Source organism: Geitlerinema sp. PCC 9228 (assembly GCF_001870905.1).
In the GTDB taxonomy this organism is placed as follows: Bacteria; Cyanobacteriota; Cyanobacteriia; order Cyanobacteriales; family PCC-9228; genus PCC-9228.
The window spans coordinates 1-17,605 of record NZ_LNDC01000046.1; the positions used below are offsets into that span (position 1 = coordinate 1).

Below are 17,605 nucleotides of genomic sequence, written 5' to 3' on the forward strand. Positions count from 1 at the left end.
GACGGCGGCTAAAGCCGCACGGGTCGCTTTTCATCCCTGCTTTAAAAAGTCAGGGCTTTCAAGCTCCCGATTCATGCTGGTAAATGTAGAGAACGTTGGGTTGGCAGCAAACCTGGCAGTCTTCCACGTAAGATTGCTGGCTGCCGGCACTCAAGTCTACAAACGTGGGATTGGCTTCGCCGCAAAAGGCACAAATGTACTCTGCCGTGCTTTCCATAAAAAAATTTTCTTTTCCTCTTGAACAATCCCGTTGGGTCGTGCTAGATTAAACCATGCCCAGTGAGGACGCATAGCTCAGTTGGTTAGAGCGCCACGTTGACATCGTGGAGGTCACTGGTTCGAGTCCAGTTGCGTCCATTTTTTATTTTCCTGCAAACAAAAAAGACTTGAGATATTTCATGGATATCTCAAGCAACAAAAAATGATGCTGAGGGCGAGCCGAGAGCCTATCCCTCAGCAATTAATATATTGATTTTCCTGCAAACAGCAAACTAACCAATGCGGATGGCGAGACTCGAACTCGCATGGCTTAACGCCACACGCCCCTCAAGCGTGCGTGTCTACCGATTCCACCACATCCGCATGGACGGTTCCAATTTGGTTGCCATCTTTCATTATAAGCGATCGCTGCTTGTGTGAAAAGACCTCAAACCAAATTTCTTGATTTCTAGATGGAGCAACCGCGAGAAACCATCATAGGCTTTCCTCTCCATGATAGGATAGTCATTCGGGCATTGGCCAAATCCCGCAAGCGGCACAATGCCCGCGTGGCCAGCCAAACCACCAAAACGGGGCGGAAATGGCTTTTTTGTTGCTTGCTCGAAACCAACAGTTGCTAGAAGAAGTTCATGAACTTTTCCAAAATCCTAATCGCCAATCGGGGAGAAATTGCACTGCGTATCCTCCGCACTTGTGAGGAAATGGGAATCGCCACTGTTGCCGTCTACTCCACCATTGACGTAAACTCCCTGCACGTGCAACTCGCCGACGAAGCCGTGTGCATCGGCGGACCTTCCAGCAACAAAAGCTACCTCAACATCCCCAACATCATTTCAGCCGCCCTCACCCGCGACGTGGCTGCCATCCACCCCGGCTATGGTTTCTTAGCAGAAAACGCCAAATTTGCCGAAATCTGTACCGACCATCAAATCCACTTCATCGGTCCTTCCGCCGACTCCATTCGCTTCATGGGGGATAAATCCACCGCCAAAGAAACCGTCAAAAAAGCCAAAGTTCCCACAGTACCAGGCAGCGAAGGATTGGTCACCTCCGAAAAACAAGCCCTTTCCATTGCCCGGGAAATCGGCTATCCCGTCATGATTAAAGCCACCGCCGGGGGGGGCGGTCGCGGTATGCGGTTGGTCAACGACGACGAAGAATTGCCCAAACTCTTTCAAGCCGCGCAAGGGGAAGCCGAAGCTGCCTTTGGCGATGGCGGCGTCTACATCGAGAAATTTGTCGAACAACCCCGCCACGTAGAAATTCAGATCCTCGCCGATAGCCACGGCAACGCCATTCACCTGGGAGAGCGGGATTGTTCTATCCAAAGGCGTCACCAAAAACTTTTGGAAGAAGCTCCCAGCCCGGCACTGACTCCCGAACTCCGCCAAGCCATGGGAGAAGCAGCAGTACGGGTGGCGCGTTCGATTCATTATGTGGGGGCAGGAACGGTGGAATTCCTGCTGTCGGCAACGGGAGAGTTTTATTTCATGGAGATGAATACCCGCATTCAAGTGGAACATCCCGTGACCGAGGCAATTACCGGGGTGGATTTGATTGCCGAGCAAATTCGCGTTGCCCAAGGAGATCCCCTGTCGCTGACCCAAGACCAAGTGGTTCTCAACGGTCATGCCATTGAATGCCGCATCAATGCGGAAGACCCGGAATACGATTTTCGCCCCTGCCCTGGAAAAATTAGCGCCTACCTGCCGCCAGGAGGGATTGGCGTGCGGATGGATTCCCATGTTTATACGGATTACGAGATTCCCCCGTATTATGATTCTTTGATTGGCAAGTTGATTGTTTGGGCACCCAATCGGGAAAGCGCGATCGTACGCATGCGGAGGGCATTGCGCGAGTGTGCAATTACAGGGGTTCCCACCACCATTGGTTTTCACCAGCAAATTTTAGAAACGCCGGAGTTTCTGGCGGGGAATGTTTCGACAAAATTTGTGGAAAATTTTATGCAAGCTAGCCGGCAAGAGGGATAACCACAGTGGTTTTAGGAAGCCATGATGGTTAGAATACCTTGCTGCCCCAAAAGCAATTCCCGCAGCAGCGTGAAAATTCCCACCCAGATGATGGGGGTAATGTCAACACCTCCCAGAGGTGGAACGATTTTACGGGTGGGGGCTAAAAAGGGTTCTGTGGGGGCAGCGACCAAACGGAAGGGAAATTGTTTGAGGTCGATTTGTGGGTACCAGCTGAGCACAATGCGGAAGATGAACAGAAGGGTCATGAGGGCGAAGAGGATGCCGAGGGTCCAGGAAAGAATAGTTACAGAAGTCATGGATGAAGTTTTGTAAACGCTGCGTTTGTCTATTGTAGGTCATTGGGGGCTGGATCTCGAAGGCAGCTGACGGCGGAAGCAGCTACCACTGTCTGGGGACAGAGCAACTTGCCATTTCACATGGCAAAAAGCTAAACTATGGAGTGATGGCGGATCGGGAACGGTTCGCCACCAGCGGAAGACATCATTTCCTATGAAAGTGGGTCGGAACCCACTTTTTTTTGCGATCGCTGGGATTGCAGGACCATTGGTGGCTGCCAAGCATCCCCGATCGAGTTCCTTCCCCTTGCTTGTTGCCTGCTTGGTTCGAGGCATCCTTAGTCCGTGCTGCATTACATCCATGAGTCACCCCATTATCAATCGAGTTATCGAAATCGCCACTCCTATCGCCGAATCGCTAGATTTAGAAGTAGTGGGGGCAGTATTTCAAACCAACCAACGTCCCCCCGTCCTGCGCGTTGACATTCGCAATCCCACAGATGGGACCAGCATCGACGACTGCGAACGTATGAGTCGTGCTTTGGAAAGCACCCTGGATACCACCGAGTTGATTAGCGGTGCCTATGTTTTGGAAATTTCTAGTCCCGGTGTATCGCGCCAGTTAAGCACCGATCGCGAGTTTGTATCGTTTCGCGGGTTCGACGTATTGGTATATACCAGCGAACCCTATCAGGGGCATCAGGAGTGGACTGGCAAGTTAATTCGTCGCGATGAAGAGTCCGTATATATCAACCAAAAAGGCCGCGCGATCGCTATTCCCCGCCATTTGGTCGTCCAAGTCAAACTGAGCGACTGACCGCCGTTGACTCCCTTTTCACCACCAACCTACCAATACCACCATTTCACCAATCAAAACCTTCCCACCATCCATCCTGGTTACCAGAGCCATCGAGCGCTCCCCACCTATGGCACAGCCAATTTCCTAGGTGGTGACCTTTTCGAGGGTCTGAACCAGCAACCACTACTTCGCATACACCTCACAATTAGGAGGAAGACCACCATGTCCATGGTCAAGTTACCAGGGCTGAGTGCCATGATCGAAAGCATCAGCCAAGAACACAATCTGCCCAAAAACGCCGTACAAGCTGCACTGCGGGAAGCTTTGCTCAAAGGGTACGAACGCTACCGCCGTACCCAGGAAATGAACGAACACCACTTCGACGACGATTACTTCGACAACTTTGAAGTGGAAATGGACGTAGAAGAAGAAGGATTTCGCGTCCTCGCCACCAAAAAAATCGTGGAAGAAGTACAAAACAGCGACCACGAAATTTCCCTGCAAGAAGTCCAAGAAGTCGCCTCAGAAGCCCAACTGGAAGACACAGTCGTTTTGGATGTCACCCCCCAACAAGGGGAATTCGGGCGCATGGCCGCCATTCAAACCAAGCAAGTCCTCAAACAAAAACTGCGCGACCAACAGCGCAAACTCATTCAAGAAGAATTCCGCGAACTGGAACACAGCGTCTTACAGGGGCGCGTCCTGCGCTTCGAGCGCCAATCCGTAATCCTCGCCGTCAGCAGCGGCTTTGGTAGACCGCCAGTAGAAGCAGAACTCCCCAAACGAGAACAGCTTCCCAACGATAACTACCGCGCCAACGCCACCTTCCGGGTGTACTTGAAAAAAGTCAGCGAAGGCATGCACCGCGGACCCCAACTGTTGGTTTCCCGTACCGATGCCAACCTGGTTGCCTATCTGTTTGCCAACGAAGTTCCAGAAATCGAAGACGAAATTGTTCGCATCGTTTCCGTAGCCCGGGAAGCCAATCCGCCATCCCGCCACGTGGGGGCGCGGTCCAAACTCGCCGTGGATACCCTAGAACTGGATGTAGACCCCGTTGGTGCCTGTATTGGGGCGCGCGGTTCCCGCATTCAGGTAGTGGTCAACGAACTGCGCGGCGAAAAAATCGACGTCATTCGCTGGTCCCCTGACCCCGCCACTTATATTGCCAATGCCCTATCCCCTGCCAAGATTGATGAGGTACAATTGGTAGATCCGGAAAACCGTCAAGCCCTGGTTCTGGTGTCGGAATCGCAACTGAGCTTGGCCATTGGCAAAGAAGGACAAAACGTCCGCCTCGCCGCCCGGCTGACGGGTTGGAAAATCGACATTAAGAATTCCGCCAACTACCAACCCAAACCAGAAGCAGCCGAAAGCCCATCGCAAGCACCAGCCGCCGTTTCCAGCACCGAGGTAGTCGAGCCAGCGATTCCTACGATAGAAGAATAAGTAGGACAGCGCGCCGACGGAAAGCATGGCGGACGTTTTCTAGTCAAAACCTCGTATTCCGTAGCTTGTCTTGGTGAAATCAAATTACCGTCGCTGTATTAGCTGTCGTCGCGTTGGACCAAAAGAGTCTTTTTGGCGGGTGGTTCGGGTTTACCCGTCCCATCAGGTACAATTAGACCAAGGGATGGGACGTTCTGCTTACATTTGTCCAGACCCAGCGTGCCTGCAAGCCGCACAGAAAAAAAATCGTTTGGGAAAAGCTTTGAAAGCCAAAGTCCCTCCCGAGATTTACCCAACCCTCTGGCAAAGATTGCAGTCCTCCCAAAACCGATTCCAGACCAACGCGATCGCTACTGGCAGCCAACCCCATACCTAAGTAGCTCCCCCCAACCAGCAATCGCCGTGCCACCAACCAACCGCAAACCCACGATTGCCAATTGATTTTGTATCCGAACCATCATTATTTACAACCCATATCCAACCGTACCGGCATCTCGCCCCGAGCGAGCCATGCTATCCGCCATAAGGCAAACACCAACAACCACAAAAAAATACCATGAGGCATTCTCAAATGCCATTATCCAAACCGCCATCGCCCGTGATGGTGAGCTGGAGGTACAACCCAAAATCCATCCGGGAGGAAGCAGTAGGGATTTAGGTTATAGGCTCGCGCCGACGGTGCACCAATTTCCATTCCCCTGCTCGCTACTCCCACTTCCGTACAACTGGTAGGCCTGAGAGGGGAAAAAGGAATGAACAATCGCGTCAGAATTTACGAACTATCCAAAGAATTGAATCTCGACAATAAAGACATTTTGGCCGTTTGCGAACAACTCAACATAGCCGTCAAAAGTCACAGCAGCACCATCAGCGAATCCGACGCCGAACGGATTCGCACCTACGCATCGCAATATGTCTCGGCCGGGGATGGCCGCCATGTCGCCGACCTCACCCACGGCCACAGTAAAGAAAATCACAAACAGGAAATCTTGGAAATTCGCAAGCACACCACCTCGGAAGCGACCTCGCCAGCTGCCCCACCGCAAAAACCCCAACCTCCCAGGCCCCCAGTCTCCCCAGAGCCCGAATCCCCACCGGCACAACCAGCCACCTCAAACCAGACAGAAACCGGCAATGGAGATGGGGAAACCCCTGCCACCGAGACCACCGAAGCCAAGCCATCCCAACCTCCCGCAACGCCAAGCAACGGTTCCGCCACCGCATCCCCAGCCGAATCGTCCGCTGCCCAACCAGCCAAACCCGTGGAACAACCAACACCGCCTCAAGCCCCCAAACAACCCGAAACCGAGCGATCGCAGCAGCCAGCCGCTGCCGAAGCACCCCAACTAACACCACCTCCCGTGCGACCCAATCCTCCCCAAAAACCCAAAGCCAGCCAACCCGAAAACCCATCCGAGGGAGCTGCTGAATCTGGTCAAAGCCAGTCGGAAAAACCAACGCCCCAGCTCAAGCGTCCGGTCCCCAAACCCAAGAAACCGGAAGCTCCTGCCCAACCAGCAGCAAAAGAAAAACCAGAAAAACCTGCCAAACCCGCCAAAGAAAGTAGCGACTCGGGTCAAGCTACCACCGGCAGTCGCAAACCTTCCCGCCCTGCCTCCCCACAAAAATCGGAAGCAGCTGCCACACCAACACGCCCCAAACCCAAACCCCCCAAACAACCTCCTGAAGGTGTAGAAGAACAAGAAACCGAAGACACATCTGCCTCCGATTCCGAAGAAAATTCGGAAACAACCACCTCAGAAACCGAAAAACAAGCGAAGCGACCCAAACCCCCGCGCTCTTCTAAGAAAAACAAAAAACGCGAGAAGCGCGAGCCGGAACGGGAAAGTGCTGAAAAAGCCAAACCGGCGAAAAAAGCCAAACGACCCAAACCCATTAAAGACGAAGATGAAGAAGACATTGACAGCTCCCTCAGCGTCGATGAAGGCAACTCCACGGTCAATCGGTCCATGGAGCGCCCGCCCAAACCCAACCAGCCGGCAGCGAAAGCCGGACCACCCAAACCCAGCAAACCAGCAGCACCGAAGAAAAAATCCAGCAGCGACAAGGGAAGCGAAAGTACCGCTGCCAGTCGCCGCGCTGCCAAGCAACAAAGCGAACAGAAGCAACGCCCCGAGGAAATTACCGTCAAAGGCGATATGACCGTTCAGGAACTCGCCGAACTGCTGGTGGTTCCCGAAACGGAAATCGTCAAGCGGCTGTTTATGAAAGGCATTGCCGCCAACGTCACCCAGAGCTTGGATACCAGCACCATCGAAATGGTGGCCTCGGAAATTGGCGTCCAAGTGAAAACCGAAGCCGAAGAATCGGCAGCGCGCAAATCCGAGTTCCTGGAAGAATCCGACCTGGAACACCTGGAATTGCGTCCCCCAGTGGTTACCGTCATGGGTCACGTGGACCACGGCAAAACCACCTTGCTCGATTCCATTCGCAAAACCAACGTGGCCAGTGGCGAAGCCGGTGGCATCACCCAACATATTGGTGCCTACCACGTAGAAGTGGAACACAACGGTAGTACTGAGAAGGTAGTCTTTCTAGATACCCCCGGTCACGAAGCCTTTACGGCCATGCGTGCCCGGGGTGCCCGGGTAACCGATATTGCCATTTTGGTGGTCTCGGCAGACGATGGCGTGCAACCGCAAACGGTGGAAGCCATCAGCCACGCCAAAGCCGCTGGCATTCCCCTGGTGGTAGCTATTAACAAAATTGACAAAGAAGGGGCGCAACCAGACCGGGTGAAGCAAGAACTCATGGAACACGGTTTGGTTCCCGAAGAATGGGGCGGCGAAACCATTATGGTGCCCGTGAGCGCCGTGAGTGGGGAAAACTTGGAAACCCTGCTGGAAATGTTGCTGTTGGTAGCGGAAATTGAACAGCTATCCGCCAATCCCAATCGTCCGGCCAGGGGAACGGTGATTGAAGCCCATTTGGACAAATCCCGTGGTCCGGTGGCGAACTTGTTGGTGCAAAATGGTACCCTGCGCGTTGGCGATGCTCTGGTGGTCGGACCTACCTTTGGTCGGGTACGGGCAACCATTGACGATCGCGGCGAGCGCGTGGAAGAAGTCGGTCCTTCCTCGGCGGTACAGATTTTGGGACTGAACGATGTTCCCTCTGCCGGCGACGATTTTGAAGTGTTTGAAAATGAAAAAGATGCCCGGGCTTTGGCAGAAAAACGGGCGGAAGAACAGCGCCAGTCCCGCATTCTGTCTCGCGGTGTTACCCTGGGCAGCCTGTCGGCACAAGTAAAGGAAGGGGAGCTGAAGCAGCTCAACTTGATCCTGAAGGCAGACGTGCAAGGTTCGGTGGAGGCTATCCGTGCTTCCTTGAAGCAATTGCCGCAAAAAGAGGTGCAAATTCGCTTGTTGCTGGCAGCACCTGGGGAAATTTCGGAGGCAGATGTGGATTTGGCGGCAGCCAGCGATGCCGTGATTATTGGGTTCAACACGACTTTTGCCCCGGGAAGTCGTACGGCGGCCGACCGCGCCGGTGTGGATGTACGGGAATATAACGTGATTTACAATCTGCTCAGCGATGTGAAGGCAGCCATGGAAGGGTTGCTGGAACCGGAGTTGGTGGAAGAAGACTTGGGCGAAGCCGAGGTGCGCGCTGTGTTCCCGGTGGGACGCGGTACGGTGGCTGGTTGCTATGTCCGTTCGGGCAAGCTGGTACGCAACAGCAAGCTCCGGGTCAAACGCGGCAATGAGTTGCTTTATGAGGGCAATATTGATTCCCTCAAGCGCGTGAAAGATGATGTCAAGGAAGTTCAGTCCGGCTACGAGTGCGGTGTCGGTACCAATAACTTCAACGATTGGAAGGAAGGGGATAGCATTGAGTGCTATCGCATGGCAACCAAGCGTCGCACTCTTTCTGAATAGAGGAGATTGGTGCTTGGGTACCTGACAATGGTAAATTCAAGGGCGATCGCTTGTGGTAGCGATCGCTTTTTTTCTATGGTTTTTTAGATATTGCTTATGAATGCATTTCGTCTCGATCCCTATCTTTGGTTGCACCTAACGGGCATTGCTGCGGTTCCTTTGTTTTTGGGGATTTGCCTGTTGGGACTGGCCGTTGGCGACCCCGGGTTGCCGGTGGCGGTGGAATTTGCCTTGGTATCGTTGCCTGGCTTGTTATTGGTGCTGTGGATGCAGGTGGCGCGTCCTTTTTACATCTATAGCGTGCTGGTGGTGGCGACGCAGCCGCAGCAACTTTCCGCACAAAAGCGACAGATTTTAAACCGTTTTTTGGCGAGGAAACGGCGCGGTTTTCTCGGTTGGCTGCTGCCTTTGTTGGTGGCAGTCGCGATCGCGATTGTGCTGTGGCCAATTTATCTTTGGGCCCCCGTTGCCAGCTCTGTCGTAGCTTGGATGCCTCCATGGCGGGGAGTGGGACTGTTGGTTGCCGCGATCGCATTTTTCCTGGTCAACCTCTTTACCCAAGTTCCCTTCAGCGTTCTGGAAGTTTTGCTCACCCCAGCAGCCACCTTTACCAACACACCCCCACTATCTGTAGAAGAAATTCAGAACCACTTTACCATTGTCGGCTGGCAGCTCCAGCGAGGTGTGTTGCCCGTCAAAGAACCGCCAGAAACCGCCCCCTCCAAACCAACTTCCTAACCGCCACCGCCCAAACCCAACACTCGGGTTTGGGTTTTTTGATTTTCCATCTTTTCAATGCCCCCAAGCAGGTCGTTTTGCCCACCCAATATTACAAATCGTCAAATAAAATACACAAAAATTTTCACTCATTTGCTGTTTTTTTTACAAACCACTTAGAGAGAAACGCCTTTACCCCTACCAAACTGGGCACTTAAAATACCCGACAAAATTAGTCGGATATTTTTGACGCCGCCTATCCCCTGTGGTACTATCGAAGCCAGTATTTGCGAACAAAGCACAAACCAGACCACTGAATCGAGACGTAGAGAGGGATTTGACGGATGACCCAGGCAATTGACAAAACACTCCACAACCATCCCCAGCACGAAGACGGTACGGTAGCCGGCTTCGAGAAGCTGCAATGCAAAGAATGTGGTGCCGAGTACGAACTCCAACCCATGCACGTATGCGAGTTCTGCTTCGGACCCGTGGAAGTGAAATACAACTACGAAGCGCTACGCCTGACCGTGACGCGGGAAGCTATCGAAGCGGGTCCCAAATCCATCTGGCGCTACCGTCCTTTTCTGCCCATTGCCACCGACCATCCCATTGATGTGGGCACAGGGATGACCCCCTTGGTCAAAGCCCATCGTTTGGGGCGACGCCTCGGCATCAAAAATCTCTACATTAAAAACGATGCGGTGAACATGCCCACCCTCAGTTTCAAAGACCGGGTGGTTTCCGTAGCGCTCACCAGAGCCAAAGAACTCGGCTTTTCCACCGTATCCTGTGCCAGTACCGGCAACCTCGCCAACTCCACCGCCGCGATCGCTGCCCACGCCGGCATTGACTGTTGCGTTTTCATCCCCGCCGACCTAGAAGCCGGCAAAGTGCTGGGAACCCTCATCTACAGTCCGACTCTAATGGCTGTCAAAGGCAACTACGACCAGGTCAACCGCCTGTGTTCCGAAGTAGCCAACACCCACGGTTGGGGGTTTGTCAACATCAACCTGCGCCCCTACTACTCCGAAGGCTCCAAAACCCTAGGCTACGAAGTCGCCGAACAATTGGGCTGGCAGCTCCCCGACCGCGTCGTCGTTCCCCTCGCCTCCGGTTCCCTATACACCAAAATTCACAAAGGTTTCCAAGAATTCATCCAAACCGGTCTGGTGGAAGACAAACACGTACGCTTCAGCGGTGCCCAAGCCGAAGGCTGCTCTCCCATCGCCCAAGCCTTCAAAGAAGGTCGCGATTTCGTTACCCCAGTCAAACCCAACACCATCGCCAAATCCATTGCCATCGGCAACCCAGCTGACGGCGTATACGCCCTAGATGTTGCCCGTCAAACCGGCGGCGAAATCGAAACCGTCACCGACGCCGAAATTATCGAAGGCATCAAACTGCTCGCCGAAACCGAAGGCATCTTCACCGAAACCGCCGGCGGTACCACCGTCGCCGTCTTGAAGAAACTCGCCGAAGCCGGCAAAATCGACCCCGACGAAACCACCGTCACCTACATCACCGGCAATGGCTTGAAAACCCAAGAAGCCGTCCACGGATACATCGGCGAACCCCTCACCATCGATCCAAAACTGGAAAGCTTCGAGCGTGCTTTAGAACGTTCCCACACCCTAGAACGCCTTGACTGGGAACAAATTTTGGTATAAGGTAAATAGTTTGGTCCCTATTGGCTCGAGCCAACATCTATTGAATCGAGTGCTACAAACAACAGCAGCTACTGTACAAAAGCTACTGTAAAAAATTTCTCTTAACGATCGAAGTCAATCGTTTCTGCACGTAAAATCCCTATGTCCGTAAAAGTTCTCATTCCTACTCCCCTACAAAAATTCACCAACAACCAATCCACCTTGGAATGCAACGCCAGCAATATTTCCGAACTCATTGACGAGCTAGACAGCAACTGCCCCGGTATCAAAGAACGTCTTTGCGACGAAAATGGCGTTCCCCGACGGTTCTTGAACTTCTACGTCAACAGCGAAGATATTCGCTTTCTCGATAACGTGAAAACAACGCTGAACGACGGCGATGAAGTCAGCATCGTGCCTGCCGTAGCTGGGGGATAATTGCCCCCTTGGTGAAATTAAGTTCTCGCAAGCCGGGTAATCTGCCATATTTTTGGTAGGTATCCCCGGCTTCTCTATTAGGATAGATAACAGGAAAACATAGCATCCTAGCTATACGAACCGTTGCCCAACGTTTGATAAGGATCGATTAACAATGGCAGAAAAAAACAATAACCAACAACAAAAATCGGAGCAAAAACCAGAATCAAACACCTCTGCTGCCGATTCCCAAGGGGAACAACAAACCAAAGCCAAAGCAGCTTCTGGTCAAACTTCTGCTGCCAAAGGTTCCGCCAAAGGTGGTGCGAAAGGTGCGGCAAAAGGTAAGAAAAAAGAACCTTCGGTAGAAGACAAACCCTTTGCCGATTTCATGCATCAAGATTATTTGCCAGCCCTCAAAGAAGCCTTAATGAAAGAAGGTTTGGAAGATATTGAACTCAACCTGACCAAACAAAAAGTTTCCCTGTTCGGTGCCAACCCCAAAGAAGACTGCTGGCAGGTGGTTGGTCGCTGGAATCAAGGCAAGCGCCAGTTTCGCGTTTATTTTCCCAAAGCCGACATTCAAGGGGTGAAAGGTTTTTCCTGTTCTGACAGTTCCAGCCAAGCCAGTACCATCGAACCTTTTCTCATTGACGATCGCAAGGTAAGCTTGCAGTTACTAGTCTTTGGTGTCATTCAGCGTTTGAACGCCCAAAAATGGCTGGCGCGCAACTAATGGCACCCGCTATCTCATACCAAATCCGACATGGAAAAACCACAATTTTTTTGTCGGGGTCACCCCCGCTGTGGGTTCCTTTTGTAGGGGTAGGCACGGGGGCGTTCCCCCTACATTTTTGTGGGTTTGTGCACATCAGATTTGGTATTAATCAGCAAATCCCCCTCTCTTCTCTGGAGTGGGGATTCGATCGAATTCCGATCGCATTTCCAATCCCAAATCCGATATATGTAGACCCACAAAAACGTCAGGGTAGTGCCCTCCCACGAAAGGGGCAACCACACCAGAGTTGCCCCTGCAGAATCATTGTGGTTTGCCCATAGTCGGATTTGAGATGAAAAACAATAATTTCTGAAATATCCCAATTTCCCCAATCGGGGGCGCTGTGGGAACGCCCCTACCAAAAGATCCGATGATCTGTTGCAGGTTTCTAAAAAAATTAAAAAAACTAACTGGCAGCCTGGGTCATTTCTAGAACCCGGTTGAGCTTGCCGCTTTGATAGCCTTCCAAATCCAAAGTCACATATAGAAAACCAAATTCTTGAAAAGCTGCTACCAAGGGCGGTAGTTCCGTGGTAAAAACGAATTCTTTTATCTGTTCTGGGGGTAGTTCGATTCTAGCGGTTTCCCCTTCCGAGCGCACCCGCAAATTCTTCCATCCCAACTGTCGCAGGTAGCGTTCCGCTCTACCAACGCGCTGTAACTTACCGACGGTAATTTCTTCACCGTAGGGAAAACGGGAAGATAAACAGGGTTGCGACGGTTTATCCCACCAAGGCAATCCCAACTGCTGGGAAAGTTCGCGCACTTCGGTTTTGGTGATGCCCACTTCCGCTAGGGGAGAGCGCGCGCCGCGTTCTTTGGCTGCCTGAATGCCGGGGCGATAGTCGGCTAAATCGTCGGCGTTGACGCCATCTACTACGTAAGGATATCCCCGCTGCAGTGCCATGGGTTTGAGGGTATCGTGCAGTTCGCTCTTGCAAAAATAGCAGCGGTTGACAGGGTTGGAAGTGTAGTTGGGGTTTTCCATTTCTTGGGTTTGCACTTCCTCGTGGGCAATGCCGATGGTGGCTGCCTGCACTCTGGCATCTTCTAGGTCTTCTGGCAGCAGGGAAGGAGAGACGGCAGTTACAGCTAAGGCTTTCTCTTGCAGCACGTCGTAGGCGACTTTGGCTACTAGGGTGCTATCAATGCCGCCGGAATAGGCAATTAAAGCCCGATCCATTTGTTGGAACAAACGGCGTAGTTGTTCTAGTTTTTGTTCCAGCATAGGTTTGATTGGGTTAGTCATAGGCGATTCGATGTTGTTTTTCTAGCTTGGCATGTTTTTTCTGACTTTGCAGCCAATGTTGTTGTTTGTTTCAAAATTCCCGGCGCGCAAAAATCCAAGAGGCGATCGCGAGTAGTAAAATAACGTAGACAATGCCATAGGCAACGTTGGTGGCTAAGGTAGAAGCTTGCGGTAACGCTTCGATACCGTATACAGCTTGGTTTTTGAGGTCCAAACGTGCCAAATCCGGCAAAATGAGATACAGTCCTTGGGCGAGGTTTTGCAAACCGGGACTTTCGCTAATTTCTCCAAATTCCAATAAATCCCGCGTAAAATGACCCATTAAGTAAATAGCAAAGGTGAGGAGGGTCGCTAGCAAAGAACTGGTGAATACACCAAAAAAAATCGCGACGGCGGTGATGAGAGCCAGCTGCAAAAATAAAAACAAACTGGCTAGCAACAAACTGCCTAGTTCAAACGGTACCTGTTTGAGCCATAAAACCAACAGGTAAATAATGGTCATGGCAAAGACCAAAATGGCTAGAACAAAGGATAGTCCCCAGTGTTTGCCGACGATGAGTTCCCAACGGGCAATGGGCTTGGAAATTAAGACCAACATGGTTTTTTTATCGACTTCTTTGTTGATGAGGTTGGTGCCAACAAAGATGGTGATAATTAGCCCTAGGAAACTCATGATGTTGAGACCAAAATCCAGTAGAATTTTATCTCCCGTGCCGGCGGCTAGTTGGGGCAGCATTTGAGCTCCCGCTAGCAGAGCGATCGCGTACAATCCAATTAGGTACAAAACGCGATCGCGAATGGTTTCGGCAAATACATTGGTAGCCAGGGTCAAAATTCTTTGAAAGTTCATAACCATCCCTCGCTTGGCCACAATGGAAAGAGGGCCTGTTGCACTCGATTTCTCATTGTACAACACCAAGGCGATCGCTAGAATCGTTTGTTGAAGAAAATGCTCGTTGCACAGCCTAGCTCTTCGGAATCCCTTTTCTGAAAAACAAAAACTTTCTAACGAAAAGCTATCAATTGTCTTGGTAGGGGCGCTCACCCGTTGCGCCCCCTACAAAAACACCTCTACAAAAGCTTAACGACTTAAGGAAAAATCTACGAGTAGAAATTTATACAAATCCCTCTACAGCAATTTCAGAATTTTGCTAGACCGTTTCCCTTAACAAGGGAGCAGGGGATTCTTTCATTCTGCACTTCAATATCTACATCTATTCTCAATGGATTTTGGCTTTGAAATCGCAAAATGGTGAAAGTGAAACTTTTTTGGTGACTGGGGATTGATTTTGGAGAGGAATTGACTTATAATTTAAATAATGGGGATAGTATGTTTTATTTAAAAATTTTCGTCTATTCCCATTATCTAAGAGTGTCCAGAAAAAGAATACCATATTTGGAAAAATAGTGGGAAAAAAATTTGCTAACCAAACTGGTGCCTTGCTTGGAGATGCCCCACATTGGTGCATAACGAAAAAATCGAAAAAAACATAAGGAAAAATGACTACATCCCTAGCTTTCTAAAGGTCGTTCCTCCCCTAAGAAACAATCGTTAATTTTTGATGGAGATGGTTTTGATATATTGACAGGTCTTAATTTTGGAACTATAATAATTCTAAGAGTTTAAAAAATTATTCGGTTTTTACAGGGGAAGGTTCGCTTGAGTTTCCTTCACTCAAACATCTAGGCAGCGCGAAAATAGTTTCCTAAATTTTTGTTAAGCGATCTCTTGAAAAACCTGCAATAAATAAATGGTGTGTTTTTGTAGGGGCGCAACGCGTTAGTAGGGGCGCTTCGCGAAGCGCCCCTACCAGGGCAATTAGAGACTCCCAGAAAATCATTGTTTTTTAGAAATGGTATAAGTAACTTCCTGCTAAAAAACCCCCAACAAAGGCGTTGTTGGAGGCATGGGAGAAAGCGAAGCGAGTTTGCGGCTGATGAATAATTAGCGAGTGACGGCTGGTTCGCGTTCCGAACTGAGTTTTTCTGATTCTTCGCGATCTGTTTGCGAAGAAGTGGCCAGTGCCAACTCGCTTTCAGCCTCGAACTCGAAACCATCTTCAGCAGTTGCTTGGCGCTTTTTCATTTGATAGGAAACGCCAGCGGCAATGAAGCCACCAAGTGCTGCAATAGAAGCACCTGCAATGCCCCAAGTTTTCGGGTCAATATCGGAAAATGGCGTATTTAGCGAATTCGGAGAATTTTGGGAAGTAACAATCCCGCCACTCTTTTGTAAAATACAGGCTGCCGCCGGTTCTTGACTCACCCAAGCCAAGCTAGAAACAATAGCAACAGCCGAGAAAAAAGCAATCGGAAAATGTTTTGCGTTCATTGTCCCCCCAAAAAACACAAGTAGATATAGAGAAAACTATAGATACAAACTGAGAAGAAAGTTTGTATTAGCCAATACAAAAGCTCGATTTTTTTCGGATTGGTAGAAACGCCAACGAGGTTGATGGCAAAGCCGGTCCTTTGAACCATCGCTTGCGCATTTTAATGGGACTTGGTTTGGGGAAATTGGGTAGCACTCCCTACCGCTTCACCGATATGGGAAAAGCCACCCGCATCCAGTTTTTGACCAAGTCCTTGTAAAATGCGACCAACCATAGTCGGACCTTCGTAGACCAAACCAGTATACCCTTGTAATAAAGTAGCACCAGCAGTAATTTTTTCCCAAGCATCATCTGCCGAAAAAATGCCACCAACGCCGATAATCGGTATTTTTCCTTGAGTTTGCTGCCAAATCCAACGAATCACTGCCGTAGAACGCGAACGTAAAGGAGCGCCGCTCAAACCACCGGTTTCTTGTGCCACAGGATTGCCAGTGGCGGCAATGGTTGTTGTCTGCAACCCAGCGCGATCGCAAGTGGTATTGGTAGCAACAATACCAGCAATGTGGTAAGCTTCTACCAGCTCTAAGATATCTGCCAGTTCTTGCCAGGTTAAATCCGGAGAAATTTTCACCAGTAAAGGCTTGTTGGTTTGATTTTTGGCTTGTAAAGCCTGCAATATAGGGGCCAAGCGATCGCCAGCCTGTAGCGATCGCAACCCCGGCGTGTTGGGAGAAGAAACATTCACCACAAAATAATCTCCCCACCCCTGCAACACCTCATAACTGCGCTCGTAATCCGCCGCCGCCGCTTCCAGAGGGGTTACCTTCGACTTACCCAAATTAATCCCCACCGGAATCGGGGAAGAAGCGTCTTGCCAGCGTTGTTGTAGCTGGGCAGCCAGTGCCTGGGCACCGCGGTTGTTAAACCCCATGCGATTGATCGCCGCCAAATCCGAGGTCAAGCGAAACATACGCGGGGGAGGATTGCCCGGTTGGGGATGCCAAGTCACCGTACCCAACTCCACAAACCCAAACCCCAGATGCGACCAAACCCCAGCCGCCGTACCATCTTTATCGAACCCAGCCGCCAGCCCAAAAGGATTGGCAAAGGGGATGCCCCACACCGTTTGCCGCAAGCGCGCATCCTCAAAACCATAGGTATGAGCCAAATAGTCGCGTATCCGCCGCGCCAGAGGATCGGGAGGGGAGCGGTCCAACCAAGCGAGAAACCGCATGGTTTGGTGGTGGAGAAATTCCGGATCGGTTTTTAAAAACGAGAACAAAAAAGGGCGTAGAGCCTGTTTGTAGATATCCACAGTTACATCCAAACCTATCAAACCCTATCAACATGCCATCGAGGAAGCCAAAAGGGAAATAATAAGAAATCTAGAAGGTGGTCTACCTTTTTTCTGGCCGATTGAACTTGTTGTCTGTCAAAAAGCAGATTATGATGGCTGTATGCGCGATCGCCGCGGCCATCCCTGCCCAATGCATCGAAACAGCCAGCTAAAAGATATTTGCCAAAGAGTCTGCTAGGGACAAAACAGCCACTCAGGGTGCAGACGTATAAAATTGTAGGGAAGGCAACCAACCACAGCAAATTATATTATAGCTCGCTCGAGCTAGAGAAAGTTGCTGGCGCTGAATAGGTTTGGGAAACAGAGGGAACCCTCTACCAGTACGAACTTACCGAATACCTGTGTCAGAAGTGGGGTAGACAATGTGCTTACTGTGGGGTCCAAGATGTTCCCCTGCAAGTAGAGCATATGGTTGCGACATCGAAAGGATGTTTGAGTGGGGCAAAAGGTGGTCAGTGTCTCGCGCCGCC

At 50.9% G+C, this 17,605-nt stretch carries 15 protein-coding genes and 2 tRNA genes; 10 read left to right on the top strand and 7 right to left on the bottom strand.

Going from position 1 to position 17,605, the window contains the following annotated elements; genetic code table 11:
* Positions 1 to 58: 58 nt before the first annotated feature.
* A complete protein-coding gene (locus AS151_RS03080) occupies positions 59 to 217 on the bottom strand; it encodes a CPXCG motif-containing cysteine-rich protein (RefSeq protein ID WP_071515605.1) in 159 nt (52 codons plus the stop codon).
* A 66-nt stretch (positions 218 to 283) separates the two neighbouring features.
* On the opposite strand from AS151_RS03080, the gene AS151_RS03085 reads away from it, so the two are divergent.
* Positions 284 to 357: transfer RNA gene (locus AS151_RS03085), tRNA-Val, on the top strand.
* A 142-nt stretch (positions 358 to 499) separates the two neighbouring features.
* On the opposite strand, the gene AS151_RS03090 is transcribed toward AS151_RS03085, so the two are convergent.
* Positions 500 to 582 (bottom strand) — tRNA-Leu (locus AS151_RS03090).
* Between the two features lie 266 nt (positions 583 to 848).
* On the opposite strand from AS151_RS03090, the gene accC reads away from it, so the two are divergent.
* Positions 849 to 2,210, top strand: a complete 1,362-nt coding sequence (accC, locus tag AS151_RS03095; protein WP_071515606.1) for an acetyl-CoA carboxylase biotin carboxylase subunit — start codon at positions 849 to 851, stop codon at positions 2,208 to 2,210.
* Positions 2,211 to 2,221: 11 nt separating this feature from the next.
* Here the strand turns inward: accC and AS151_RS03100 are convergent, their stop codons facing one another.
* The gene (locus tag AS151_RS03100) at positions 2,222 to 2,509 is read right to left on the bottom strand and encodes a YggT family protein (RefSeq protein ID WP_071515607.1); all 288 of its coding nucleotides are present in this window, start codon (positions 2,507 to 2,509) and stop codon (positions 2,222 to 2,224) included.
* 340 nt (positions 2,510 to 2,849) lie between these two features.
* Here AS151_RS03100 and rimP point away from each other — a divergent pair, with 340 nt between their 5' ends.
* The 8 genes from rimP to AS151_RS03140 all read left to right on the top strand — a co-directional run bounded on the left by rimP (position 2,850) and on the right by AS151_RS03140 (position 12,154).
* The gene (gene rimP / locus AS151_RS03105) at positions 2,850 to 3,305 is read left to right on the top strand and encodes a ribosome maturation factor RimP (protein ID WP_071515633.1); all 456 of its coding nucleotides are present in this window, start codon (positions 2,850 to 2,852) and stop codon (positions 3,303 to 3,305) included.
* A gap of 204 nt (positions 3,306 to 3,509) precedes the next feature.
* Positions 3,510 to 4,736 (top strand): transcription termination factor NusA, encoded by a 1,227-nt coding sequence (nusA, locus tag AS151_RS03110; RefSeq protein WP_071515608.1) that lies wholly within the window; start codon positions 3,510 to 3,512, stop codon positions 4,734 to 4,736.
* 73 nt (positions 4,737 to 4,809) lie between these two features.
* The gene (locus AS151_RS03115) at positions 4,810 to 5,112 is read left to right on the top strand and encodes a YlxR family protein (RefSeq protein WP_071515609.1); all 303 of its coding nucleotides are present in this window, start codon (positions 4,810 to 4,812) and stop codon (positions 5,110 to 5,112) included.
* Between the two features lie 376 nt (positions 5,113 to 5,488).
* Positions 5,489 to 8,635 (top strand): translation initiation factor IF-2, encoded by a 3,147-nt coding sequence (gene infB / locus AS151_RS03120; protein ID WP_071515610.1) that lies wholly within the window; start codon positions 5,489 to 5,491, stop codon positions 8,633 to 8,635.
* 96 nt (positions 8,636 to 8,731) lie between these two features.
* Positions 8,732 to 9,373 carry a low-complexity tail membrane protein gene (locus tag AS151_RS03125; RefSeq protein WP_071515611.1) on the top strand — a complete coding sequence of 214 codons (642 nt, stop codon included), beginning with the start codon at positions 8,732 to 8,734 and terminating at the stop codon, positions 9,371 to 9,373.
* A gap of 323 nt (positions 9,374 to 9,696) precedes the next feature.
* Entirely contained in the window at positions 9,697 to 11,022 is a 1,326-nt protein-coding gene (thrC, locus tag AS151_RS03130; protein WP_071515612.1) for a threonine synthase, read from the top strand.
* A gap of 141 nt (positions 11,023 to 11,163) precedes the next feature.
* Positions 11,164 to 11,439 (top strand): MoaD/ThiS family protein, encoded by a 276-nt coding sequence (locus AS151_RS03135; protein ID WP_071515613.1) that lies wholly within the window; start codon positions 11,164 to 11,166, stop codon positions 11,437 to 11,439.
* 154 nt (positions 11,440 to 11,593) lie between these two features.
* Positions 11,594 to 12,154: a DUF2996 domain-containing protein gene (locus tag AS151_RS03140; protein WP_071515614.1), complete on the top strand. Its 561-nt coding sequence runs from the start codon at positions 11,594 to 11,596 to the stop codon at positions 12,152 to 12,154.
* 448 nt (positions 12,155 to 12,602) lie between these two features.
* Here AS151_RS03140 and larE read toward each other — a convergent pair whose 3' ends face one another.
* The 4 genes from larE to AS151_RS03160 all read right to left on the bottom strand — a co-directional run bounded on the left by larE (position 12,603) and on the right by AS151_RS03160 (position 17,093).
* Complete coding sequence (larE, locus tag AS151_RS03145) at positions 12,603 to 13,424, bottom strand: ATP-dependent sacrificial sulfur transferase LarE (RefSeq protein WP_071515634.1); 822 nt, start codon at positions 13,422 to 13,424, stop codon at positions 12,603 to 12,605.
* A 91-nt stretch (positions 13,425 to 13,515) separates the two neighbouring features.
* Complete coding sequence (locus AS151_RS03150; RefSeq protein ID WP_071515635.1) at positions 13,516 to 14,295, bottom strand: ABC transporter permease; 780 nt, start codon at positions 14,293 to 14,295, stop codon at positions 13,516 to 13,518.
* Between the two features lie 1,095 nt (positions 14,296 to 15,390).
* Positions 15,391 to 15,777, bottom strand: coding sequence for a hypothetical protein (locus tag AS151_RS03155; protein ID WP_071515615.1), 387 nt, complete (start codon positions 15,775 to 15,777; stop codon positions 15,391 to 15,393).
* A 161-nt stretch (positions 15,778 to 15,938) separates the two neighbouring features.
* Positions 15,939 to 17,093 (bottom strand): quinone-dependent dihydroorotate dehydrogenase, encoded by a 1,155-nt coding sequence (locus AS151_RS03160; RefSeq protein ID WP_071515616.1) that lies wholly within the window; start codon positions 17,091 to 17,093, stop codon positions 15,939 to 15,941.
* Positions 17,094 to 17,605 lie beyond the last annotated feature (512 nt).